At 36.1% G+C, this 26,027-nt stretch carries 23 protein-coding genes and 2 tRNA genes; 11 read left to right on the top strand and 14 right to left on the bottom strand.

Features of this window, described 5'->3' with window-relative positions; all coding sequences use genetic code 11:
- Positions 1-12: 12 nt before the first annotated feature.
- The 6 genes from G7A72_RS10470 to dnaE all read right to left on the bottom strand — a co-directional run bounded on the left by G7A72_RS10470 (position 13) and on the right by dnaE (position 7,968).
- Positions 13-89 (bottom strand) — tRNA-Asp (locus G7A72_RS10470).
- A gap of 282 nt (positions 90-371) precedes the next feature.
- Positions 372-445 (bottom strand) — tRNA-Asp (locus G7A72_RS10465).
- 86 nt (positions 446-531) lie between these two features.
- Positions 532-1,470: a DUF58 domain-containing protein gene (locus tag G7A72_RS10460; RefSeq protein WP_165152422.1), complete on the bottom strand. Its 939-nt coding sequence runs from the start codon at positions 1,468-1,470 to the stop codon at positions 532-534.
- Between the two features lie 167 nt (positions 1,471-1,637).
- The gene (gene trxA / locus G7A72_RS10455) at positions 1,638-1,955 is read right to left on the bottom strand and encodes a thioredoxin (RefSeq protein ID WP_024980008.1); all 318 of its coding nucleotides are present in this window, start codon (positions 1,953-1,955) and stop codon (positions 1,638-1,640) included.
- Positions 1,956-2,289: 334 nt separating this feature from the next.
- Entirely contained in the window at positions 2,290-3,201 is a 912-nt protein-coding gene (locus tag G7A72_RS10450; RefSeq protein ID WP_165152421.1) for an outer membrane beta-barrel protein, read from the bottom strand.
- A 222-nt stretch (positions 3,202-3,423) separates the two neighbouring features.
- Positions 3,424-7,968, bottom strand: coding sequence for a DNA polymerase III subunit alpha (gene dnaE, locus G7A72_RS10445; protein ID WP_165152420.1), 4,545 nt, complete (start codon positions 7,966-7,968; stop codon positions 3,424-3,426).
- Positions 7,969-8,609: 641 nt separating this feature from the next.
- Here dnaE and leuC point away from each other — a divergent pair.
- The 4 genes from leuC (at position 8,610) to leuB (ending at position 13,553) form a co-directional block, all read left to right on the top strand.
- Entirely contained in the window at positions 8,610-10,004 is a 1,395-nt protein-coding gene (gene leuC / locus G7A72_RS10440) for a 3-isopropylmalate dehydratase large subunit (protein WP_165152419.1), read from the top strand.
- A 191-nt stretch (positions 10,005-10,195) separates the two neighbouring features.
- Positions 10,196-10,792, top strand: a complete 597-nt coding sequence (gene leuD, locus G7A72_RS10435) for a 3-isopropylmalate dehydratase small subunit (RefSeq protein ID WP_165152418.1) — start codon at positions 10,196-10,198, stop codon at positions 10,790-10,792.
- A gap of 139 nt (positions 10,793-10,931) precedes the next feature.
- A complete protein-coding gene (locus G7A72_RS10430) occupies positions 10,932-12,458 on the top strand; it encodes an alpha-isopropylmalate synthase regulatory domain-containing protein (protein WP_165152417.1) in 1,527 nt (508 codons plus the stop codon).
- Between the two features lie 33 nt (positions 12,459-12,491).
- Positions 12,492-13,553 carry a 3-isopropylmalate dehydrogenase gene (gene leuB, locus G7A72_RS10425; protein WP_165152416.1) on the top strand — a complete coding sequence of 354 codons (1,062 nt, stop codon included), beginning with the start codon at positions 12,492-12,494 and terminating at the stop codon, positions 13,551-13,553.
- Positions 13,554-13,715: 162 nt separating this feature from the next.
- Here the strand turns inward: leuB and G7A72_RS10420 are convergent, their stop codons facing one another.
- A complete protein-coding gene (locus G7A72_RS10420; RefSeq protein ID WP_066079550.1) occupies positions 13,716-14,078 on the bottom strand; it encodes an RNA-binding protein in 363 nt (120 codons plus the stop codon).
- Between the two features lie 153 nt (positions 14,079-14,231).
- A complete protein-coding gene (locus G7A72_RS10415; protein WP_165152415.1) occupies positions 14,232-14,711 on the bottom strand; it encodes a DUF6252 family protein in 480 nt (159 codons plus the stop codon).
- Positions 14,712-14,909: 198 nt separating this feature from the next.
- On the opposite strand from G7A72_RS10415, the gene G7A72_RS10410 reads away from it, so the two are divergent.
- The 6 genes from G7A72_RS10410 (at position 14,910) to G7A72_RS10385 (ending at position 20,149) form a co-directional block, all read left to right on the top strand.
- Entirely contained in the window at positions 14,910-15,467 is a 558-nt protein-coding gene (locus G7A72_RS10410; protein WP_113664488.1) for a 30S ribosomal protein S16, read from the top strand.
- Positions 15,468-15,482: 15 nt separating this feature from the next.
- Positions 15,483-16,007 carry a ribosome maturation factor RimM gene (gene rimM, locus G7A72_RS10405; protein WP_165152414.1) on the top strand — a complete coding sequence of 175 codons (525 nt, stop codon included), beginning with the start codon at positions 15,483-15,485 and terminating at the stop codon, positions 16,005-16,007.
- 143 nt (positions 16,008-16,150) lie between these two features.
- Positions 16,151-16,813 (top strand): tRNA1(Val) (adenine(37)-N6)-methyltransferase, encoded by a 663-nt coding sequence (locus G7A72_RS10400; protein ID WP_165153735.1) that lies wholly within the window; start codon positions 16,151-16,153, stop codon positions 16,811-16,813.
- Between the two features lie 232 nt (positions 16,814-17,045).
- Positions 17,046-18,224: an acyl-CoA dehydrogenase family protein gene (locus tag G7A72_RS10395; protein WP_113636539.1), complete on the top strand. Its 1,179-nt coding sequence runs from the start codon at positions 17,046-17,048 to the stop codon at positions 18,222-18,224.
- 92 nt (positions 18,225-18,316) lie between these two features.
- Entirely contained in the window at positions 18,317-19,099 is a 783-nt protein-coding gene (locus G7A72_RS10390; protein ID WP_165152413.1) for a DUF3050 domain-containing protein, read from the top strand.
- 153 nt (positions 19,100-19,252) lie between these two features.
- Complete coding sequence (locus G7A72_RS10385) at positions 19,253-20,149, top strand: serine/threonine protein phosphatase (RefSeq protein ID WP_165152412.1); 897 nt, start codon at positions 19,253-19,255, stop codon at positions 20,147-20,149.
- Between the two features lie 31 nt (positions 20,150-20,180).
- Here G7A72_RS10385 and G7A72_RS10380 read toward each other — a convergent pair whose 3' ends face one another.
- The 6 genes from G7A72_RS10380 to trmB form a co-directional block, all read right to left on the bottom strand.
- A complete protein-coding gene (locus tag G7A72_RS10380; protein ID WP_165152411.1) occupies positions 20,181-20,498 on the bottom strand; it encodes a 2Fe-2S iron-sulfur cluster-binding protein in 318 nt (105 codons plus the stop codon).
- A gap of 186 nt (positions 20,499-20,684) precedes the next feature.
- Entirely contained in the window at positions 20,685-20,924 is a 240-nt protein-coding gene (locus G7A72_RS10375) for a NifU family protein (RefSeq protein ID WP_165152410.1), read from the bottom strand.
- Between the two features lie 70 nt (positions 20,925-20,994).
- Positions 20,995-22,122 (bottom strand): Mrp/NBP35 family ATP-binding protein, encoded by a 1,128-nt coding sequence (locus tag G7A72_RS10370; RefSeq protein WP_165152409.1) that lies wholly within the window; start codon positions 22,120-22,122, stop codon positions 20,995-20,997.
- A gap of 197 nt (positions 22,123-22,319) precedes the next feature.
- Positions 22,320-22,649 (bottom strand): MGMT family protein, encoded by a 330-nt coding sequence (locus G7A72_RS10365; RefSeq protein ID WP_165152408.1) that lies wholly within the window; start codon positions 22,647-22,649, stop codon positions 22,320-22,322.
- A gap of 50 nt (positions 22,650-22,699) precedes the next feature.
- Positions 22,700-23,335 carry a LysE family transporter gene (locus tag G7A72_RS10360; protein WP_165152407.1) on the bottom strand — a complete coding sequence of 212 codons (636 nt, stop codon included), beginning with the start codon at positions 23,333-23,335 and terminating at the stop codon, positions 22,700-22,702.
- Between the two features lie 46 nt (positions 23,336-23,381).
- Positions 23,382-24,059 carry a tRNA (guanosine(46)-N7)-methyltransferase TrmB gene (trmB, locus tag G7A72_RS10355; protein ID WP_113664497.1) on the bottom strand — a complete coding sequence of 226 codons (678 nt, stop codon included), beginning with the start codon at positions 24,057-24,059 and terminating at the stop codon, positions 23,382-23,384.
- A gap of 232 nt (positions 24,060-24,291) precedes the next feature.
- Here trmB and G7A72_RS10350 point away from each other — a divergent pair, with 232 nt between their 5' ends.
- Entirely contained in the window at positions 24,292-25,896 is a 1,605-nt protein-coding gene (locus tag G7A72_RS10350; RefSeq protein ID WP_165152406.1) for a murein L,D-transpeptidase, read from the top strand.
- The last annotated feature ends 131 nt before the right edge of the window (positions 25,897-26,027 follow it).

Here is a 26,027-nt window from a genome sequence, read left to right as displayed (position 1 = left end):
CTTTTTTATTACTGGCGGTCTGGACGGGACTCGAACCCGCGACCCCATGCGTGACAGGCATGTATTCTAACCAACTGAACTACCAAACCAGTATTTTAATCTATAACATTCTAATTCTTTAACCCAGTTCTGTAATTGAACCCGTCTCGTCCCAAAAAACGAGATGACAGACATGTATTCTAACCAACTGAACTACCAAACCTTCTTTCTTTTTAAATCAAAAAAGCTATCCACAAAAGTGGAAAGCTTTTCATTGGTCTAACTACTAAACCCGCTACGAGTTACAAATTCGTAGCAAACAACACAACTAACGTTAAAAACCTTATGGGGCAAAAAAGCCTTTCTGTTACGAAAGGCTTTCCCCAATATTGCGGTCTGGACGGGACTCGAACCCGCGACCCCATGCGTGACAGGCATGTATTCTAACCAACTGAACTACCAAACCTCTGCGTTATTGCGGTGGCAAAGATACAATAGATTTCCGTTTACGCAAGCGTTTTTTGAAAAAATAATTGATAAATTTTCGCCTTATTATCCAAAGTTTTGTTTTTCAACTAAGTATGTCATTAATATTTTTTCAAAACTTTCATCCACACTCACCGGAATGTACTTAATTCTATTTTGAGCACAGGTTAAAGCTAACTTCTTGAAGTAACTTTCCATCTCTTTTTCATATTCTTCCTTCACATTATCTGCAAAAACAGCCACTTCTTCTCCCGTTTCCAAATCAATAAACTTCCTTGGAGCATTATCAAAGTCAAAATTTAACTCTGTTTTCTTATCAACAACGTGAAACAGGACAACTTTATGCTTGTTGTGTTTCAAATGTTGCAGCGCATTAAAGAGTGCTTCTTCTCCGGATGATTCTGGACCGGACTGAAACATATCCGTAAATAAGATGATCATCGAACGACGATGGATTTTCTCCGCTATTTGATGCAAAAATGTAACTGTGTCTGTCTTTTTTTCAACAGGAGGTTTCACAAACAAGCCTTCGAGTGTATTCAAAATCATTCGGTGATGGCGATCACTACCTTTTTCAGGCGCATAGGACTCGTATCTATCCGAAAACACACTTAGACCCACAGCATCGCGTTGTTTCTTCAACAGATTCATTAAAACTGCCGAAGCCAATACTGAAAACCCAATCTTATTCTCAAAAAAGGTCTGATTCTCTTTTAGTTTTGGATAATGCATCGATGATGAATTATCAATAATAATATGACACCGCAAATTCGTTTCCTCCTCAAAACGTTTAGTAAACAGGCGATCCGTTTTAGCAAAAAGCTTCCAATCAATGTGCTTGGTGCTTTCACCAACATTATACACTTTATGCTCAGCAAATTCAGCTGAAAAGCCATGAAACGGACTTTTATGCATTCCAGAAATAAAACCTTCCACAACTTGATTAGCCAGCAGTTCTAGGTGCTGAAAACTAGAAATTTTCTCTATTTGTGATTCAATCTTCATCTACCAAATATATTAAAAGATTGAACGATTTAAAAATTAAAAGATTCCCGAAGCAAAACTTAATTAAGAAGCTGAAATCAATTCAGCTAAAACAAAAAAAAGGCCTGACTTTCGTCAAACCTTTTCTCTGAATCCTTACAGATTCTATATAAATCATAATCTACCGATTACAACAAAGCGTCTAAACTATCAGCGTAAGTTTGTTTCGGAGCAACTCCTACTTGTTTTCCTACTACTTCACCATTATGAAAAACCAATACTGTTGGGATATTTCTAACACCGTATTTTGCAGCAAATTCTTGATTTGCATCAACATCAACTTTACCTACAACAACTTTACCTTCGTATTCGTTGCTCAATTCATCAATGATTGGACCTACCATTCTACAAGGTCCACACCATGCTGCCCAAAAATCCACCATTACAGGTTTGTCTGATTTCAAAACTACTTCTTCAAAAGTAGCATCTGTTATTGCTAATGCCATAATATTTTATTTAAAGTTTATCGTTTGAATATTTCATAGTTCAAACTAGATTACAAATTTAGAAATTAAAAACAAATCAAACACTATTCCCAAATTAGTTTTGACTATTAATCCATTATCAATTCCTATTCTTGTTCGCTGTAAATTTCACCTTTTCTTTTCAGAAGCTATTTCCTGCTGTACACTGTATCTTTTCCAGCTTAAAAAAGCCTAAAAAGGTAATTGCGTTAGCAATTCGACCACGAGGGCTAAAACCCGTGTTCCCAAAACCTGTTTTTTTAAACAAAAAAAGGGATGCTTTCTCAAGCATCCCTTCATTTATAAAAAAGCGATATTACAAGCTATATTTCAATCCTAAAGTCAAACCAAGACCACTGATTCCAACATATGAACTTAATTCATCCATTGCTTTACTAGAATCCAATCCGTTTGGATTAGTTGCAGCATTATTTGAATTCACGTCCAAACGATCAACATAATTCGTATTAATTTGAGCCTGACTTCTACCTGCCAAAGCATTTTGACCATTCATAGTAAATTCAGTAGTTTCTTTCGATTTACCATGAACAGTAAAATTACGATACTCCACTTCTGCAAATGCAGAAATATGTTTTCCTAATTTATAAGAAGTTCCTAATGCAGCCATAAAACCTACGGTAGGATTTGGCTTCACTTTATCCACACTATGAACAGCCACGGTAGCTGGACTAGCCACACCAGTTGGCGCAATTGCATCTGTAGTAATTTCTAAATCCCCATGAACTGGCACAAGAACTCCAACTTTTGTGTAGGGTTCAAAACCATTTTGTTCTCCTAAAAATAAAACTAAAGCAGGTGCTAAATCAAAAGCAGTGATTTGTCCCACTGATTTAAAATTATAAATAGGGCGACCACCCGACATAAAAATTGCATCTGTAGTTGTTTGAGCCATTGTTTTATCGTTACTAGAATAATAATTTATCCCCATCTCAACACCCAAACGCGTATTAAATCTATAGCCAACAGTTGCTCCAGTTCTAAAACCTTCACCAAATGAACCTGTAACACTTTCTTCAGAAACTAATTTTCCGCCTACATACACTTTATCTAGTGCCGCATTCCCACCTACAGTAGGAAACTCAGTGGCAGCCGTTTGGATAAAATAAGATCCTCCCAATTTAAAATACCAACTTTCTTTTTTCTCTGTTTGCCCTACCATTGTCATAGAGCAAATTGCAAATCCTAATAAAAATAACTGCTTTTTCATAATTTCGTTTATTATCATTTATGCGAAAATAAACCATTTACACTGAAAATTTAATAACAAACACCACCAATTATATGTTAAAAATGATTAATGCATAATAATCAGTTGATTAGGGAATTTTAAAATAGGAATAAAGAATACAATTCAATTTCACACCAGCATGAATCCATCAAAAGTTAAAAAATTATGATTACTCCATTATCATTTACAATCCGTAAACCCTTAATTCAACTTGAAGTTAATTTGCATTTTCTCAAGTTCTACCAGCAATTCATTCGAAATTTTGATTTTCAATTTTCTGCTCGGCATAGTTAGTTTTGTAACCACCTTAACTTCTTCTACCTCTTCCACTTTTGCAACAGCATTAGTGTCTGGAATTTCGAGAGTTTCCATTTCAGAATTATCATTTTCATCAACAAAAGCAACTTCTTCATTTTCTAATTCAACTGGAGCAACAGCAACGAGACGTTTTGTTTTTTCCAATTCCATAACCTCAAAAGAAACAGTGTTATCGCCTTTGTTTTCTTGAAAAAGGTGACTCAATTTATGGATAAATTCTGTTTCTAAATCCTTAATATTTAGCAGCACAATTAATTTTCTAGCGAAAGTTTCTAATACATCTTGCAATTGTTTGACCTCAACAAATTGTAGTCTAGGCTCCCCTTTTTTACCAGTATCTCGGTCCGTCCAACCCTCTTTTACCAGTACTTTCATGAAAGTGAAATTATTCTGAATAAAGAAATGACGAAACTTTAAATACTCTTCCCCAAAAATTCGGAACTCATAACTTTCATCATATCCTTCTAATGTAAACATGCCCCAACCCTTCCCATTTTTGGCCACACGATGCTGCACGTTATTGATTATTCCTCCAAACGCAAGGTTTTTACTCACATGCAATTCCATGTTTTTCAACGCTTCCAGTTTGGCATTACAAAAATATTTCATTTCAAATTTGTAATCGTCTAAAGGATGTCCCGAAATATAAATCCCTACGACTTCCTTCTCTTTAGCTAATTTTTCCATCGTGCTCCAATCCTCGCAAGGAGGCACGATAGGTTCTGCGATTTGAACATCACTGCTGTCACCAAACAAACTCACTTGCGATGAATTCTCATTTTCCTGAAATTTTGCACCATACCGAATCGCTTTTTCATAAAAAGTAATTCCATCACCATCATCGTGGAAATACTGCGCTCTCGTTGTCCCTAAAAACGAATCGAATCCTCCGGCCAAAACCAGATTCTCTAATGCTTTTTTATTTGCGGCACGCAAATCAATACGCTTGGTCAAATCAAAAATCGACTTGTATCTTCCGTCTTTCCTATTCTCTACAATTGTTGCAACAGCTCCAGACCCCACACCTTTTACGGCTCCCATTCCAAAACGCACGGCATAGTCGTCATTTACGGTAAATTTGTAAAACGACTCATTTACATCAGGTCCTAAAACCTGTAATCCCATGCGTTTACACTCTTCCATAAAGAACGAAACCTGCTTAATATCACTCATATTATTCGAAAGAACCGCAGCCATATATTCGGCTGGATAATTGGCTTTTAAAAATGCTGTTTGGTATGCAATCCATGCATAACAAGTAGAGTGTGATTTATTAAACGCATATTCCGCAAAAGCTTCCCAATCTTTCCAAATTTTCTCCAGTTTATCTTCGGCATGGCCTTTGGCGGCAGCCTGACTGATAAATTTAGGTTTCATTTTATCCAAAACGTCTTTTTGCTTTTTTCCCATCGCTTTACGCAAAACGTCGGCATCACCTTTAGAGAAATCTGCCAGTTTTTGAGACAAAAGCATTACTTGTTCTTGATAAACCGTAATTCCGTAAGTATCTTTCAGTAATTCTTCGCAGGCATCCAAGTCATAAATAATTTCCTCTTCACCGTTTTTTCGCTTAACGAAACTCGGAATATAGGCAATTGGACCAGGACGATACAACGCATTCATCGCAATCAAATCGGGAAATACTGTTGGCTTCAATTCCTTCATGTATTTCTGCATTCCAGGACTCTCATACTGAAAAATCCCTACTGTTTCTCCCCGTTGAAAAAGTTCGTACGTCTTCAAATCATCAATCGGAAACGTGTCTGGATCAAGATCAATTCCGGTTCTGTATTTTACTAATTTAACGGTGTCTTTTATCAGAGTCAGGGTTTTCAAACCCAAGAAGTCCATCTTCAGCAATCCAGCACTTTCCACAACCGAGTTATCAAACTGAGTCACATACAAATCCGAATCTTTGGCGGTAGCCACAGGAACAAAATCAGTAATATCGCTTGGCGTAATAATTACTCCACAAGCGTGAATCCCTGTATTTCTAAGATTTCCTTCTAAAACTTTGGCTTGCTGAATGGTTTCTCCTCCTAAATCATCTTCATTAGCAAGACCTATTAATTCTTTTATTTTATCGTATTCTTCTGGACGAACCGCCTTTTTAATGATATCTTCTTTTTCATTTAAAAAACGAGCCAAATTCCATTTGGAAGGCATCATTCCCGGAATCAATTTCGCAATTTTATCAGCTTCGAATAAAGGTAAATCTAACACACGAGCAGTATCACGAATCGCCGATTTCGTGGCCATTTTACCATACGTTATAATTTGCGCCACTTGTTTTGAACCGTATTTTCGGATTACATAATCCATTACACTGCTTCGGCCTTCATCATCAAAATCGATATCAATATCGGGTAGTGACACACGATCCGGATTCAGGAAACGCTCAAAAAGCAGGTTGTACATCAACGGGTCAATATTGGTAATCTTCAAACAATATGCCACCACGGATCCTGCCGCAGACCCCCTTCCAGGCCCTACAGAAACGCCCATACTTCTCGCCTCAGCAATTAAATCCTGTACAATCAGGAAATAACCCGGATAACCGGAATTGGAAATCGTTAACAATTCAAAATCCAATCGTTCCTGAATTTCTTCAGTAATTACGGGATAGCGTCTTCTTGCTCCTTCAAAAGTTAAATGCCTTAAATACGCATTTTCACCTCGTACTCCGCCATCAACTGCATCTTCGGGATTATTGAATTCAACCGGGATTTCAAATTTTGGAAGCAAAACTTCCCGTGCCAAATCAAAAATTTCAATCTTATCCACAATCTCCGAGATATTCGAAATGGCTTCCGGCAAATTGGCGAAAAGCTGTTTCATTTCGTCTCCCGACTTGAAATAGTATTCCTGATTAGGCAATCCGTAACGATAGCCACGACCACGACCAATAGGCGTAGTTTGTTTTTCACCGTCTCGCACACACAACAAAATATCGTGTGCATTCGAATTTTCTTTGTCTATATAAAAGGTATTGTTTGTCGCAATAATTTTGACATCATGCTTTGTTGCCAATGAAATTAAAGACGCATTTACCCGATTTTCATCTTCCTGATTGTGACGCATCACCTCAATGTAAAAATCTTGTTTGAATTCGTTTTTCCACCAAAGCAAGGCTTCTTCGGCTTGGTTTTCACCAATGTTTAAAATCTTATTTGGGATTTCACCATAAAGATTTCCAGACAAAACAATAATATCTTCTTTGAATTCCTGAATGACTTTTCGGTCGATTCTTGGCACATAATAAAACCCTTCCGTATACGCGATGGAAGACATTTTAGCCAAATTATGATAGCCTTTTTTGGTCTTCGCCAAAAGTACTATCTGGTATCCATTATCCTTAACCGACTTGTTTTTATGGTCTTCACACACAAAAAATTCACAACCCACAATTGGTTTCATCGGAACTTCGGTAGGTTCCTCGCCATTTTCTATAGCTACTTTGTTTTTGGCTTCAGCTGCCTTATTATGGTATAAAATATCGCGCACGAAATGAAAAGCTCCCATCAAATTCGCATGATCCGTCATGGCAACTGCAGGCATTTTTTGCTGAGCTGCGGCTTTTACCAATGCCGCAATACTAATTGTAGATTGCAACACGGAAAACTGCGTGTGATTGTGCAAATGCACGAAAGGCGCATCAATAAGTACCTTTTTATTCTCCGAAAGTTCTGCTCTGGAAACGGCCGGTGCTTGTTTTTCACCAAACTGCTGCCGAATTTTATCAGATGCTTCCTTAAGATTTATATGTTTTAAACCAATGAGTTTAATCTCACTTGGATTCTTACTTTGAAAGTCTTGGAAATAACTGGCTGGAACATCGAGTTCTTCTTTTGTGAAAATATCCCGACGAATTAACTCTAGGAAACAACGCGTAGTTGCCTCCACATCGGCAGTAGCGTTGTGGGCTTCGCCGAAAGGTTTATTAAAAAGATACGAGTGCAATTCCGTTAACGTAGGCAACTTGAATTTTCCTCCTCGACCACCCGGCAATTTTAATAAAGAAGCGGTTACTTCGGTACAAGTGTCGAGAATGGGCATGGAACTCATTTGGCTTTCCACTCCCATTCTATAAAACTCACAACCCATAATATTGATGTCAAAACCTAAATTCTGACCCACAATAAATTTGGCTTTGCCTAATGCAATATTGAATTTTTCCAAAACTTCCGCCAGAGAGATTCCATCAGCTTCCGCTAGTTCCGTAGAAATACCGTGAATTCGTTCCGCGTCATACGGAATATTAAAACCTTCGGGCTTGACCAAATAATCTTGATGCTCGATGAGTTTTCCCATATCATCGTGCAACTGCCAAGCAATTTGAATACAACGCGGCCAATTATCCGTATCTGAAATGGGAGCGCCCCAACGCTTTGGTAATCCTGTAGTTTCGGTATCGAATATTAAGTACATATCTGGAGTTGAAGTGTTTGTGATTTTAAAAAATCGCAAAAAATGAATTTCAAATTTAGTTTTTTTAGAATAGAATTGAAGCAAATAAACAACAAAAAACAAATTTATTTTTGAGGACTATTCTCCTACTAAAACAACAATCATTTTGAACAAATCATCTTAATCGTACTTTGTTATAAAGATAAAAAGACCACATATTGATTTTTGGATGTCGTAGTATTTCATCAAATAAAAATACCGCAATACGATTAAAAAAAAGTCAACTTACTAATAAAATCAGGTTTAAAAATAGCTTCAACAAAAGTCAAATAGCGAATTTAAAATTAAAAAAAAATCAATTTAAAATCCCATTTAATTAAATATTCACAATCATAACTGCTTTTAAGACACGAATACTAACTATTCGATAAATATCAAAAAATTAAAAAAACTGACAATACATTTTATCTAAATAAAAAACTACACTACTAAAAAAGAAGTCTAAAAGACAAAATTCAGTTAAGAAATATCCGGATGAGATTTTGGGTATCGTATATAATGAAATATTGATAAGTAAAGACTTGATTGTTTTTTTAGTTTTGCTTTCATAGTTATCATCTTAGTCAACTTGGCTATAAAAAAATACATTAAAATATATCAAAATGAGTACTACATTATTTGACAAAGTATGGGATTCGCACGTGGTGCGTAAGATAGAAGATGGACCGGACGTGTTTTTTATTGACCGTCATTTCATCCATGAAGTTACTAGTCCTGTAGCTTTTTTAGGTTTAAAAGAACGAGGAATTTCGGTTTTATACCCAGAACGCACTTTTGCTACTGCGGATCATAATACACCTACCATAAACCAACACTTGCCAGTTGAAGATGCATTATCTGCCAATCAACTAAAAGCATTGGAAGACAACGCAGCAGAATATGGCATTTCGCACTGGGGACTAGGCCACAAAAAAAATGGAATTGTACACGTGGTAGGTCCTGAAAACGGAATCACTTTACCCGGTGCCACTATTGTTTGTGGAGACTCACACACTTCTACGCATGGTGCTTTTGGCGCAATTGCTTTTGGTATCGGAACTTCTGAGGTTGAAATGGTTATGGCTACACAATGCATCATGCAACCAAAACCAAAGAAAATGCGCATCAACGTAAATGGTAAATTGAGCAAAGGTGTTGGTCCAAAAGACGTTGCACTTTATATTATTTCTCAATTAACAACTTCTGGAGGTACCGGATATTTTGCAGAATATGCTGGAAACGTTTTTGAAGATATGTCGATGGAAGGTCGTATGACTGTTTGTAACTTGAGTATTGAAATGGGAGCTCGTGGTGGTATGATTGCACCTGACCAAAAAACATTCGATTTCTTAGAAGGAAGATTATACGCTCCAAAAGGCGAAGCTTGGACAAAAGCAGTTGAATATTGGAAAACATTAAAAACCGATGCTGATGCTGTTTTTGATGCAGAATTAAATATTGACGCTGCAGATATCGAACCAATGATTACTTATGGTACAAATCCTGGAATGGGAATTGGTATCTCAAAAAATATTCCAAATGCCAACCAAGTGGAAGGCGGCGAGGAAACCTACAAAAAGTCTTTGGCCTACATGGGCTTTGAAGAAAACGATGTAATGATTGGCAAACCAATCGATTTTGTTTTCTTAGGAAGTTGTACCAATGGTAGAATTGAAGATTTCAGAGCTTTTACAGAAATTGTAAAAGGGCGACAAAAAGCAGAAAATGTTACGGCTTGGTTAGTTCCGGGCTCTCATGTTGTAGAAGCACAAATCAAAGAAGAAGGACTTTTGGACATTCTTACTGAAGCTGGTTTTGTATTACGCCAGCCAGGTTGCTCAGCTTGTTTAGCAATGAATGACGATAAAGTACCTGCAGGAAAATATGCAGTAAGTACATCCAACAGAAACTTCGAAGGTCGTCAAGGTCCAGGTTCAAGAACATTATTGGCAAGTCCAATTATGGCCGCTGCTGCAGCAGTGACGGGAGTATTGACAGATCCTAGAGATTTGTTTTAAAAGATTTCAGATTGAAGATTAACGATTTCTGAATTCAGATTTCGCTAGTCCACAAATCACAGATTTCTTTAACAACATTCATATCAGAACAGACAATTTATATTACACAAAATAATATTAACGTTTACGATTATATTTTCCTCACGGTAAATCAAAAATCATAAATCGTTAATCATAAATCATAAATCACAATGGCATACGATAAATTTAATATCCTGACCAGTAGTGCAGTGCCACTACCAATAGAAAATGTGGATACCGATCAAATAATCCCTGCGCGTTTCTTAAAAGCAACTGAACGTATTGGTTTTGGAGACAATCTTTTCCGTGACTGGAGATACAATGGAGATGGCACTCCAAAAGCAGATTTTGTACTAAATGACGCAACGTATAGCGGGAAAATATTAGTTGGCGGGAAAAACTTTGGCTCAGGTTCTTCTAGAGAGCACGCAGCTTGGGCGGTTTACGATTACGGATTTCGCGCCGTTGTGTCTAGTTTTTTCGCAGATATCTTCAAAGGAAATTGCTTAAACATTGGTGTTTTACCAGTTCAAGTGAGTCCAGAATTCGCCGAAACTATTTTCAAGGCTATTGAAGCTGATCCAAAAACAAATTTAGAAATCAACCTTCCGGAACAAACTATTACACTAAAAGCTACCGGTCAAAAAGAATCTTTCGCTATATCTGGTTATAAAAAAGATAATATGATTAATGGTTTTGATGATATTGATTATTTGCAAAACATCAAAGAGGAGATTGTTGGGTTTGCAGACAAACTTCCTTACTAAAAAACAAACAATAAAAAAGCAGTTATCTAAAGTTCAATAGTATAATTAAGCCAGAGAACTGCTTTTAGCTTTTTATAAAAACACAAAAGCAAGATTTCAAATTACTGAAATCAAAACTACTTTTAGCATCAAATTTATAATGGAAAAAAGAAAAATTGAAATAATGGATACGACACTCCGTGACGGTGAACAAACCTCGGGAGTATCATTTTCTGCTGCAGAAAAACTAACCATTGCGCAATTGTTGTTGGAAGAATTAAATATTGATAGAATCGAAATTGCTTCTGCACGCGTGAGCGAAGGGGAATTTCAGGGTGTGAAAGGAATAATGAATTGGGCTAATGAAAAAAATTACTCCAATAGAATTGAAGTTTTAACCTTTGTAGATGGCGGACTTTCCATAGATTGGATGAAAAAAACCGGGGCCAAAGTCCAGAATTTATTAACCAAAGGATCTTTGAATCATTTAACGCATCAGTTAAAAAAAACACCCGAACAGCATTTTACCGAAATTGCTCAAGCCATAGCTTTGGCTCAGGAAAATAATATTGAGACCAATGTATATTTAGAAGATTGGAGTAACGGAATGCGTAATTCCCCTGAATATGTGTTTCAATATTTAGATTTTCTAACCAAACAACCTATAAAAAGAGTCTTGCTACCGGACACTTTAGGCGTTTTAATTCCTTCTGAAACTTTTGAATTTATTTCGAAAATTATAGCAAGATACCCTGATACTCACTTCGATTTTCATGCACACAATGACTACGATTTAAGTATCGCTAATGTAATGGAAGCTGTAAAAGCAGGAATTCAAGGACTCCACGTAACCGTAAACGGAATGGGAGAACGTGCTGGAAATGCACCACTTGAAAGTACTGTTGCTGTAATCAATGACTTTTTTCCACAAATAGAAATTGGCGTAAAAGAATCCTCATTATACTCCGTAAGTAAATTAGTGGAGACTTTTACCGGTTATAGAATTCCTGCCAACAAACCTATAGTTGGTGACAATGTGTTTACACAAACAGCCGGTATTCATGCTGACGGAGACAACAAAAATAATTTATATTTTAATGATTTACTTCCGGAACGTTTTGGAAGAAAAAGAAAGTATGCGCTTGGAAAAACATCTGGAAAAGCTAATATTGAAAAAAACCTTCAGGAATTGGGTCTTCAATTAAACCCTGAGGATTTAAAGTTAGTTACCCAAAGGATTATTGAATTAGGTGATAAAAAAGAAACCGTTACCAAAGAGGATTTACCTTATATAATCTCTGATGTTTTAGATAGTCAAACCTATCAGGAAAAGATTATTGTTGAGTCCTATATATTATCTCATGCAAAAGGCATGCGTCCATCGACCACTTTATCTTTAAAAATAGACGGTGAAATCATTGAAGAGCACGCACAGGGTGACGGGCAATTTGATGCTTTTATGAATGCACTGGCAAAAATATATAAAAGCAAAAATTTAGAATTACCTAAATTGATTGATTACGCTGTCCGAATTCCGCCAGGAAGTAGTTCTGACGCCTTATGCGAAACCATAATTACCTGGACGAATAATGAAAAAGAATTCAAAACCAGAGGACTGGATTCAGACCAAACAGTTGCCGCAATCATTGCAACACAAAAGATGTTGAATGTTGTTGCAGCCCAATAATAAATAGAAATACATTAATATAAAATATACCTAATGAAATTTAACATAGCCCTTTTAGCCGGAGACGGAATTGGACCAGAAGTAATCAATGAAGCTGTAAAAGTTTCGGATGCTATTGCAAAAAAATTTAACCATGAAATCACTTGGACGCCTGCACTTACAGGAGCTTGTGCCATTGATGCCGTTGGAGTTCCTTATCCTGATGAAACGCATGAAATTTGTATGGCAGCTGATGCTGTTTTATTCGGAGCCATTGGACACCCAAAATATGATAACAACCCAAGTGCGCCTGTAAGACCCGAACAAGGTTTATTATTGATGCGCAAAAAATTAGGTTTGTTTGCCAATGTACGTCCAACCTTTACATTCCCGTCTTTGATAGATAATTCTCCTTTGAAAAGAGAACGTATCGAAGGAACTGATTTGGTTTTCTTGAGAGAACTTACCGGAGGAATTTATTTTGGAGAAAAAGGAAGAAAAGACGATGGCGAAACGGCTTTCGACACCTGTACGTACACCAGACCTGAAGTACAACGTTTAGCAAAAAAAGGTTTTGAATTGGCGATGACAAGAACTAAAAAACTGTGCTGTGTAGATAAAGCCAATGTGATGGAAACTTCCCGTTTATGGAGAGAAACAGTACAAGCAATGGAAAAAGACTATCCTGAGGTAACAGTAAGTTATGAATTTGTAGATGCAGTTGCGATGCGTTTAGTACAATGGCCAAACACTTATGATGTCTTGATTACTGAAAATTTATTTGGAGACATCTTAACAGATGAAGCATCTGTAATATCAGGTTCTATGGGATTGATGCCTTCTGCATCTGTTGGAGAACATACTTCATTGTACGAGCCTATTCATGGATCTTATCCACAAGCCACAGGATTAAATATTGCAAATCCACTAGCGACAGTATTGTCTGCAGCGATGATGTTTGAAGATGCATTTGGATTAAAAGAAGAAGCAGAGGCTATTAGAGCAGTTGTAAATAAATCATTAGAACAAGGAATTGTGACCGAGGATTTAGCTTCTAAAGACTCAAAAGCATACAAAACGAGTGAAGTCGGTGATTGGTTAGTTGCTAATTTATAAATTTTAAAAATTTCATTTGTTTAAAAATTGAGTAATAGCTAAGATTACAACCTGAAAAAACAACACTCCCTTTTAGCTTTTACTCAGCTTTAAACAAAATAATAAACAATAAAAAAGGTGTCAATTTTCATTGACACCTTTTTTTATAGCTAGAAAAAAATATTAATATCCTCCTCTGTTTCCACCACCACGGTTTTCTCCACCACGGCTGTTTCCACCACCATAACCACCGCGTGAATCTCCACCACGACTGTTATTGTTAAAACTTCTTCTTTCACCTTCTGGTTTAGGCTCAGATTTGTTTACTACGATTGCACGTCCTTGAACAGTAGCTCCGTTCAATTCGTCAATTGCTTTTTGAGCTTCGTCATCATTTGGCATCTCAACAAAACCAAATCCTTTACTTCTTCCAGTAAATTTATCAGTAATAATTTTAACTGAATCAACTGCTCCGTAAGCCTCGAAAGACTCTCTTAAATCTGCTTCCTCAATACTGAATGGAAGGCTTCCAACAAAAATATTCATATGTACTTATTTAAATAATACAACAAATGTACTGTATTTTTTTCCTAATCTACTATATATTAGCTTATTTATGATTTTATTTTAAATCGTCAACTAAAACGATTCTAATAAAACAACTACGTTTTATATTTTAAAAATCTAATATCTCATAGGTTACGGAACTTGCTGACTTATTGGAACCTTATAAAAAACGCCTTGTTGAAAATTCAAAACATCACCTGCTAACGGATTGCCATCTGCATTTTCTGCATTAAATTTAAATGTTCCTGATACGGTACTATTTACATCATCATATTCGGTGATAACAATTTCACCGTCACCAATCCCAATTCCAGTTGTAAAGGAAATTTCATCCGCACCAACAGTCAATACATAAACAGCTGTTTTAGAGTTGCTGGTACCTAAAGGATAATTTTGAATAGCAGTAGAAGTGGTTCTTAAAGTTAAAACCTCATTTACAGTATATCCTTCAATCATCAAAGAACCGTCAGAAGCCAAGAATGCTTTAGAGTCCACTGCTCTCCAAAACACATTATCTTTCATACCTTGAAAAGAAGGGTTGTTAAAACTCACGTTTTCCTCACAAGAAAATATAGCAAAAACCACGACCAGAAACAGCAAATATTTTTTCATAAAAACTCTTTTGAACTAACAAAAATAAGGCAATAAAGCGTAAAAACTAGAATTTCATTAAAGAAAATCCAGTCAAAATCAACTTAACCCTTTACTATTCATTAAAATACACATCGAATTAGCATTTATCGATAAAAGATGTATCTTTGCACCCTTAATTAATCGAGGTCGAGTACCTCAAAATTTAATCATAAGATTATGTCAGTAAAAATTAGATTACAAAGACACGGTAAAAAAGGAAAACCTTTTTACTGGGTTGTAGCTGCAGATGCACGCTCAAAAAGAGACGGTAAATACCTTGAAAAAATTGGTACTTACAATCCAAACACAAACCCAGCAACTATCGATTTAAACCTTGATAGCGCAGTAAAATGGTTGCACAATGGTGCTCAACCAACTGATACTGCAAAAGCAATTCTTTCTTACAAAGGAGCTTTATTGAAACATCACCTTGACGGTGGTATCCGTAAAGGAGCCCTAACTCAAGAACAAGCTGATGCTAAATTAAACGCTTGGTTAGATGCAAAATCTGGAAAAGTTGATGCTAAAAAAGAAGGTTTAACAAAAGCACAAGCTGATGTTAAAGCTAAAGCTTTCAAAGCAGAACAAGATGTTAACGCTAAACGTTTAGCTGCAGCTGCTCAAGCAGAAGCTGACGCTATCGCTGCTGCAACACCTGCTGTTGAAGAAGTTGCTGAAGTTGAAGCTGAAGAAGCTCCTGCTGCAGAAGAAAATAACGAAACAACTGAAGCATAATTTTAGAAGGCGAAGATGCGTAAAGAAGATTGTTTCTACTTAGGTAAAATCGCTAAAAAATTTAGTTTCAAAGGAGAAGTTCTTGCCTATTTAGACACGGACGAACCTGAGTTATACGAAAACTTGGAATCAGTGTTTGTTGAATGCAACAAACACTTGGTTCCTTTTTTTATTGAAAGCAGTTCGCTGCACAAAAACGACTTCCTTAGAATTCGTTTTGAAGACATGAATACCGAGGAGGCCGCTGATGCCATTATAGGCAATGCCATATATCTTCCTTTAAAAATGTTACCAAAACTTACTGGTAACAAATTCTATTTCCACGAAGTAATTGGTTTTGAAGTTGAAGACAAACGTCTTGGTGTTGTCGGGAAAATTCAATCCATAAATGATACTACTGCCCAACCTCTTTTTGAAGTTTTAAACGGTGAAGTAGAAATCCTTATTCCTATGATCGACCATTTCCTTGTGAAAATTGACAGAGAAAATAAAAAAGTCATCATGGACCTGCCTGAAGGATTGATCGAAATGTATCTTTAAAAGATTTTTAGATTCGCTGCGCTTTTAGATTATTAGAAACGTCTGCGACTTTAGAAAAAATCTAAGTTGTCTAATATTCTAAAAAATCTAAGTTGTCTAAATTCCAATTCAAACAGTTCTCTCTTGAACAAGATCGTTGTGCCATGAAAATTGGAACCGACGGCGTTTTGTTGGGTGCTTGGACACCAATTGAAAACAATCCTTTTAGCATTTTAGATATTGGAGCCGGAACTGGAATAATCGCATTGATGCTTGCACAACGGAGTCATGCCGAACAAATTGATGCGTTAGAAATTGACGAAGAAGCGTACGAACAATCCGTAGACAATTTTGAAAACTCCCCTTGGAGCGACCGCTTATTTTGTTTTCATGCAGGATTAGACGAATTCATCGAAGAACCGGAAGACGAGTATGATTTAATTGTTTCTAATCCCCCATTTTATACTGATGATTACAAATCTGATAACGAACAGCGTGATTTAGCCCGTTTTGCTGACGCAATGCCTTTTGAAGATTTGATTGAAGCGGCTGATTTATTACTTTCGGAAAACGGAATATTCGCTGTAATTATTCCTTACAAAGAAGAGCAAAATTTTTTGGCTTTGGCCAAAGATTATGAATTATATCCTTTAAAAATAACTCGCGTAAAAGGAACTCCAACTACAGAAATTAAACGCAGTTTATTGGCCTTCAGCCGAAATGAAAATGTGAATTTTCCAATTGATGAATTAATAATTGAAACTTCGAGACATCAATACACTTCCGAATATATTGAATTGACAAAAGATTATTATTTGAAGATGTAATTCAAAATCACATCTAAAAATAACAGCACTACTACTCCAAACAAATTTTCCAAGAGAACTAATTATTTTATTGTAAATTAGTACATCAATTTTTAAATAAAACGAGCTTTGAAAAACCAACTTTATATTTAAAAATCAATTACTTCTAGGTTATAATATAAAAATATAACATTTGTTAATGCTTTTGTTATATTTCTTTATGTAAATTTGCATTACATTAAAATTAACATCCATGAAACCAGACTTATTTCAATCTCCAGATTATTACTTACTAGACGACTTACTAACCGAAGAACACAAATTAGTGCGTGACTCCGCACGTGCGTGGGTAAAAAAAGAAGTTTCTCCTATTATTGAAGAATATGCTCAAAAGGCAGAATTCCCAAAACAAATCATAAAAGGTTTGGGTGAAATAGGCGGATTTGGTCCTTACATTCCAGAAGAATATGGAGGAGCTGGTCTTGATCAAATATCTTATGGTTTAATCATGCAGGAAATTGAGCGTGGTGATTCTGGTGTACGATCTACTTCATCAGTACAATCCTCTTTGGTTATGTATCCAATTTGGAAATACGGCAATGAAGAGCAACGCGTAAAATATTTACCTAAGTTGGCAACAGGAGAATACATGGGATGTTTCGGACTAACGGAACCTAACTACGGTTCAGATCCAGGAAGTATGATTACCAACTTCAAAGATATGGGCGATCATTATTTATTGAATGGCGCCAAAATGTGGATTTCAAATGCTCCCTTTGCAGATATCGCTATTGTTTGGGCAAAAAATGAAGAAGGAAGAATTCACGGCTTAATTGTAGAACGCGGAATGGAAGGTTTTACCACTCCAGAAACGCACAATAAATGGTCGCTTCGCGCATCGTCTACTGGAGAATTAATTTTTGACAATGTAAAAGTTCCGAAAGAAAACTTATTACCAAATAAATCTGGATTAGGAGCACCACTTGGCTGTCTTGATTCAGCACGTTACGGAATTGCTTGGGGTGCTATTGGAGCAGCAATGGATTGTTATGACACGGCTTTACGTTATGCCAAAGAGAGAATTCAGTTTGACAAACCAATTGCAGGAACACAATTACAACAAAAAAAATTAGCAGAAATGATTACCGAAATCACCAAAGCACAATTATTGACTTGGAGATTAGGCGTTTTGAGAAATGAAGGCAAAGCTACAACGGCTCAAATCTCAATGGCAAAAAGAAATAATGTCGATATGGCAATTCATATTGCCCGCGAAGCAAGACAAATGCTGGGCGGAATGGGAATTACCGGAGAATATTCTATCATGCGACACATGATGAATTTAGAATCGGTGATTACGTACGAAGGAACACATGATATCCATCTATTGATTACCGGAATGGATATTACTGGAATTCCAGCTTTTAAATAGTAGTAAACGATTATTAAAGTATTTGTAAAATTGATAGAAAAAGCTTCTTGGAAACAGGAAGCTTTTTTATATTTACATAAAAAATACCATCCATGAATATTGAGACAATCAACAATAGCATTCAGCCCCAAAAAGAACTATTGTTACAACATTCTTTATACAAAAAAGTTAGAACCATTGAAGATTTACAGTGTTTTCTCGAAAACCATGTTTATGCCGTTTGGGATTTCATGTCGTTATTAAAAGCATTGCAATCTAAATTGACCTGTACAACGACTCCATGGTTTGCCACTCAAAATCCTCAAACCAGATATTTGATAAATGAAATAGTACTTGCCGAAGAATCTGATTTAACACTAGACGGAAACCGCTCCAGTCATTACGAAATGTACATTGAAGCGATGAAAGCTTGTGGAGCAAACACCGCTGGAATTGAAGATTTTTTATCCGAAGTAGATTCGCTTAAAAATATATTTGTTGCTATCAAAACAAGCAATTTACACCCTAATATCAAAGCGTTCTTAGATTTTACGTTCAGAGTTATTGAAGAGGGAAAATCTCATGAAATCGCTGCCGCTTTTACTTTTGGAAGAGAAGATTTGATTCCAAGTATGTTTACCGAAATCCTAAAAAACTTTCAAGCAAATTTCCCAGAAACAGATTTGAGTAAACTCATTTACTATTTTGAAAGACACATTCAACTGGATGCTGACGAACACGGTCCGATGGCAATGAAAATGATCACAGAACTTTGTGGAACAGATGCACAGAAATGGTCCGATGTAGAAGAGGTTTCAAAATTAGCCTTAGAAAAACGCATCGGTCTTTGGGATGCAATCGAAGAAACAATTACTATGAATGTTGCTTTGGTATAAATCCAACACATCCAAATAAACGTAACTATTATTTAGAAATGTATTATATCTAATTTCAAAATAATGAATAACGACTTCTTAAAAGAAGTACCGATGAAAAAAATAGCTTTATTAGCTATTTTTTTTATCTTTATTTTTCTTTAAAACAAACAAATGTCTTCTCAAGAACGATTAACAAAAGCCTACAAAGAAGCTGAAAGGATTCCTTTTGACGACCAATCCAAATTCATTCTTTTTAGTGATTGTCACAGAAGTGATAATAGTTTTGCCGATGACTTTGCAAGCAATCGAAACGTATACTTTCATGCAATGACTCAATATTACAATGATGGTTTTTCCTATTGTGAATTGGGTGACGGAGATGAATTATGGGAGAATATTTTTTTCAAAACCATCTTTGAAGCACACAAAAACGTCTATCTTTTACTAAAGAAGTTCCATGATTCCAATAGATATCATAAAATTTGGGGCAATCATGAAATGACTTTTCGGGATAAAGATCATGTAGCAAAAACACTTACCACCTATACAAATACACAGAACGACAGAATTGAACCTTTATTTTCTGGAATAAAATGCCATGAAGCTATTGTTTTAGTTCATCAGGAAACTAAGCAGGAACTATTTTTGACTCATGGACATCAAGCTGATTTCATGAATTATGTGGGTTGGAAAATCAATCGATTCATGGTGCGTCTATTGTGGAAACCACTCCAAATTTGGGGAATATCAGATCCTACAAGTCCCGCCAAAAATTATGTGGAACGTATAAAAATCGAACTCCGAATTAAAAAATGGATTGAGAACAACAATCGCAAAATCACCATTGTAGGCCATACGCATCGCCCCAGTTTTTCCTATCCAAGTCAGAACAGCACGCCTTATTTTAATGACGGGAGCTGCGTACATCCAAGAAGCATTACTGGCATCGAGATTGTAAATGGAACAATCACATTGATAAAATGGTTCATTGACACGAAGGAAAATGGTATTCTTCAAGTTGTTAGGGAAGTACTTGAAGGCCCGACAAATCTAAAAGATTATCAATAAAAAAGCGTTTGCCAAGGCAAACGCTTTTTTATTAATTTTCCGGAGCCAACTCCAGTTCTAATCCTTCGAGACTTTCGGTGATTGGTATTTGACAACCCAAACGACTGTTTGACTTTACGTAGAATGCTTCGGACAGCATTGCTTCTTCATCATCGCCCATTTCTGGCAAGGACACATCATTTAGCACATAACATTGACAAGAAGCACACATGGCCATTCCGCCACAAGTTCCTTCTACAGGAAGCTCATAGGCTTTGCATAATTCCATGATGTTCATGGCCATATCTGTGGGAGCCTGTAATTCGTGCACTACTCCTTCACGATCTTTAATTTTTATTAATACATCCATAAATCAGTTATGAGTTATAAGTTATGTGTTGTGGAATACAAATTTGCGTGAGGGATAGCAGCTAGCTACCGAAGTAGCGCGGATAGCCCGACGCATTTAAGAAAAAAGGCAGCTACCCAGTATATCGAGTAGCCTTTTTTCTTAAAAGGGTCACGCCCTCCTTCGACTGCGCTCAGGATGACAAATTTATAGAATGTTTACAACAGTTTCTATTTGGGGAGCAAACTTTTTGATGGTAGTTTCCACGCCAGCTCTCAGCGTCATTTGGTTTACACTGCAACTCGTGCATGCTCCTTCGAGACGCACTTTTACGTGTTTGCCATCTTCGATAGAAATCAGTGTAATATCACCGCCATCAGAATTCAAGAAAGGTCTTATTTCTTCGAGCGCTTTTTGAACTTCTATTGTTAATTCTTCTGTTGTCATTTTCTTTATTTAAAGATTGAAAGATTAGAAAATTGAAAGATTAAAAATCATTTTCAAAAGATTCTAATTTCTATTTTTTTACTGCTGAACAACCGGCCATAGTAGTAATTTTAACTGCCTCAGTCGCAGGTAAACTTTCATTTCTATTTACGGTTTCTTGCACTACATTTCTTGTGATTTGTTCGAAAACGGTTTCAATAACGGAACCGGTTTGCATTGCTGCCGGACGACCGTAATCTCCCGCTTCGCGAATGGATTGTACGATAGGCACTTCGCCAAGGAACGGCACGCCTAAGTCTTCTGAAAGATTTCTGGCTCCTTCTTTTCCAAAGATGTAATATTTATTTTCCGGTAATTCTTCTGGTGTGAAATACGCCATGTTTTCTATAATTCCCAATACAGGAACATTTATAGCTTCAGACATGAACATTGAAACTCCTTTTTTGGCATCGGCCAAAGCTACTGCTTGTGGCGTACTTACGATGACAACACCTGTAATAGGCAATGATTGTACGATTGAAAGGTGAATATCTCCTGTTCCCGGAGGCAAATCGACTAACATGAAATCCAATTCTCCCCAGTCCGCATCAAAAATCATTTGGTTCAACGCTTTTGAAGCCATTGGTCCTCTCCAGATTACCGCTTGACTTGGCGCTGTGAAAAATCCTATTGAAAGAATTTTCACTTCGTAACTTTCAACCGGTTTCATTTTTGATTTTCCATCAACGGTTACCGAAATTGGTTTTTCGCTTTCTACGTCGAACATGATTGGCATAGATGGCCCGTAAATATCCGCATCAAGAATTCCTACTGAGAAACCCATTTTAGCCAATGATACCGCTAGATTTGCTGTAACAGTAGATTTCCCTACTCCTCCTTTACCAGAGGCAACACCAATAATATTTTTGATTCCCGGTATTGATTTCCCTTTAATTTCCGGTTTGTCCGGAACCTCAACTTTACTATTAATTTTGATTTTAGCATCCGGAGATACTAATTCAAGAATTGTTTTTTTGATATCGTCTTCGGCACGTTTTTTTATGTGCATAGCTGGTGTATGCAATACTAAATCAACTACAACCTCATCGCCAAAAGTTATCACATTTGCTATTGCACCACTCTCCACCATGTTTTTTCCTTCTCCAGCTATAGTAATTGTTTCTAACGCTTTAAGAATATCTTTTCTATCTAATTTCATTTTTAGTTTATTGTTTTCTGTCGGCATTTAATACCAAAATATTATCTTTATTTAAACTGATTTCAGATTACAAAGATACTATGAAAAGTTCTTATTATAAAGGATTTGTATCGCATTTATTGATGTGAGAATTGACGGCAATTATCAGAGAAATATCGTTTTTTAATATCAAAAAATAACGTTCGGACTTTTAGGCGTTACTCCACTCTAACTTCCGGTTGCCAGAAATGTTTTTCGAAATCTACTATTTGGTTATCCACCACAACAATTCCTTCGTTTTCCAATAATTGTTGCATCAAATTGGTTCCGTCAAAATGTAATTTACCGGTAAGTAAACCCTTTCGATTCACCACGCGATGCGCCGGAACATCTTCCAGATTATGAGATGCATTCATTGCCCAACCTACCATTCGAGCAGAACGAGCTGTTCCTAATGCCTTTGCAATAGCGCCATAAGAAGTTACTTTTCCGTACGGAATTTGTCTGGCTATGAAATATACTCTCTCGAAAAAATTGTCGTTTGACATGATCCTGAATCTAATAAAAAGTCTCTTTATTGTTCTTGAGCGGTAAAAAATTATCGCAGATAATACCGTATGATATTAATTAAAGTGATTAAGGATATCAATCCGGTAATGCTACCTATAATTGTATTCATATTGCGCATCAGATAATCCGTTTTGTCTTGAATTTTTTGAAAAAAAGTGATGTAACAATAAAACACAAAAAAAGATCCTAAAACCACACCTGTTACAAAGGTAAAAACATTGGTCGTATCAAAATAAAACAAATTGTATGACGCTAATGTAACGCTTACAAAAACATAATAAGGAATAGGAAAAAAGTTAAGCGCAGAGAGCAACATCCCAAGAAAAAAACGAGTGGAAGTACTCTTATTTTTCATTTTACCTTTTTTCTTTTTTGGCTTTTTGGCAATCAATAAGAAATAAATCGTCAATACTGCAAAAATCCCAAAACCAACTTCCCGTAACAAAACAATAACATCCGGACGCTCTTTTATAAACTGAGCAAAAAATATAGCAAGCGCTGCTTGAAAGAAAATTATAATTACTGCACCTAAAACAAACCAGTACGCACTTCTTTTTCCTTCCTTGAGATTCACTTTAGCGGCCGTCATATTGATTAATCCCGGAGGCGTAATCCCTACAAAGGCCGTAACGAAACCCAAAAACAAAGAAGTGATAAAATTCATAGGCAAGGTGCAAGATCAAAAAAAGAAATCTGTTTCAAATATAAAACTATTCTTTAATTTTAAATCGAATATACGTAATTGCTTTGTTAATTTCTAAATATTGTTTTTCATAGAACGTCTGAAAAGCAGTTACTTCCTCTGGACTTCCTTCATTTACATACACATTATGATTGGCATACAAAACCTCGTGCCCTTCTCCATGCAACAACCCTAAAGTATACCCATGCATGAACTCACTATCGGTTTTTAAGTTTACAATACCGTCTTTTTTGAGGATTTTTTTATACAACTGCAAAAACTCTGAATTTGTCATTCTGTGTTTCGTACGCTTGTATTTTATTTGCGGATCCGGAAAAGTAATCCAGATTTCATCTACTTCGTTTTCAGCAAAAATATGGTTGATCAATTCGATTTGGGTTCTGATAAAAGCCACATTATACATTCCGGTTTCAACCGCTGTTTTAGCTCCACGCCAAAAACGAGCGCCTTTGATATCGATTCCCACAAAATTTTTATTTGGATATCGTTCCGCAAGGCCTACAGAATATTCCCCTTTTCCACAGCCTAATTCCAGTACCAATGGATTCTCATTTTTAAAGAATTCTGAGTTCCATTTCCCTTTCAACGGAAATAAATCGCCTACCACTTCTTCTCTTGTTGGTTGAAAAACATTGTTGAATGTCTCGTTTTCTTTGAACCGCTTTAATTTATTTTTGCTTCCCACTTTTTTAGAATATTTCGGCAAAATTAAGGAAATATATAAGACCGAATGCCGAAGCGGTAAAAAAATGAAAAAACGTTTTCAAAATCGCTATTTGTAAGCTGATATTTTATCCAGTTCTTTAAAAAATAACAGCCAAAGTAATGACTTTTGTACTATTTCCATTCTTAACATTCCTGTTAATGCGCTTTTAGCACACAAAATATTACTGTACCTTTATATAAATAAACTTGCTATGAAAAACTTCGTTTTATCTATTGCGGTATTATTATTTAGCTTCTCATTGGTTTACGCGCACCGCAACAAATCAAAAACGGGTATTGAATTGTTTTTTGCAAAAACACTTCCCACCCACAAAACTAAGAACTCTTTTGTCAAGATTGACAGCACAATTATTTACAGATTTTTCAAAACACATCCAAAATTAAAAAAATACAAATCAGATGTTATTGCATTATACAGAAAACGAAACCACAATGCTATTTGGCACGACCACGAAGGACTTATCGAGTTTGCCAATTTGCTGTACTCTAAAGTAAATTTATTGGAAGAAGAAGGCTTAAAATCACGCTTAGCTTATAAAGACAAGATTGACGTGATTTTTAGTGACGCATCTGCCAATAATTTGACCCAAACTGACGCAGAACTACTTTTGTCCTCCATGTACGTGTTTTATGCTAAAAAAGTATATGACGGAATTGATTCCGAAAAAGTGAAAGAAATGGGATGGTTTTTACCTCGAAAAAAACTGTCGTACGAGAATCTATTGGATTCGTTATTAGTAGATCCTCAAATATTAGATAAAAATGAGGAACAGCTGTTTAGTCAATATTACAAATTGCGGGATGTTTTAAAGAGATACCGCCAAATAGAAAAAAACGGAGACTGGAATCCCATAGCAATCGATTCTTTGGATAAAATATACAAACCAAATGATAGCGCAAAAACCATTGGACAAATCAGACAGCGTCTTGCCATTACCGGAGATTTAAAAGCCGATTCAAAAAGCAATGTGTACGATTCGGAATTGATGGCTGGAATAGTGAATTACAAAAAAAGAAATGGCTTCAATATCGATTATCTGATTGCCTCTAAGCATATTCATCGCATGAATATTCCCATCGAAAAACACATTAAAACCATAATAGCCAACATGGAACGCTGTAGATGGATTGACCCAGCGTTGACAAAAACCGAAGAATACATCATTATAAACATCCCTTCTTATCGGTTTTTCTTTAAAAAAAATGGCCAAAACGAATTGGAATCCAAAGTTTTTGTAGGCAAAAACATGACCGAAACTGTTGTTCTTAGTAGCAGTATTAGCAAAATAGTATTCAGTCCCTACTGGAACATCCCAAAAAGCATCATTGAAAACGAAATAAAAGATGCGATGGCTCTGGATGAAAACTATCTGGCCAAACATAATATCGAATGGAACAAAGGCAATGCAAGACAAAAACCGGGACCAAAAAACTCTTTGGGACTGGTTAAATTTGTCTTTCCAAATTCAGAAGACATTTATTTACACGACACACCATCTAAAGATTTATTTCAATACGAGTACCGAGCGTATAGTCACGGCTGTATCAACTTAGAGAAAGCAAAAGAATTGGCACTGTTACTTTTAAAAGACGATCCAGATTGGCCTATCGAACGCATCAATGAAGCAATGAAAGGAGAAAAGGAAACGGTGTGCATCCTGAAAAAGAAAATTCCAATACACATTGGGTATTTTACGGCTTGGGTAAATGATTCCGGAGAAATAAGCTTTTATAACGATATATATTTAAGAGACGACCGTCTAGCCGAACTGCTATTCGCCGATGATTCTAAATAAATTTATCACTCAGACCGCCTCGTTTTACCATCCTATTTTACTTCCATAGAAATGCACATTACAAGTCACTTATACTTTCTATAAAGTGCCAATTTTGTAGTGTTTTAACATTTATCTATTTCGTGTAAAAA

Origin of the sequence: Flavobacterium sp. Sr18 (genome assembly GCF_011064265.1) — a bacterium.
Classification (GTDB): domain Bacteria; phylum Bacteroidota; class Bacteroidia; order Flavobacteriales; family Flavobacteriaceae; genus Flavobacterium; species Flavobacterium petrolei.
This window is presented reverse-complemented; position numbering and strand designations above follow the sequence as displayed.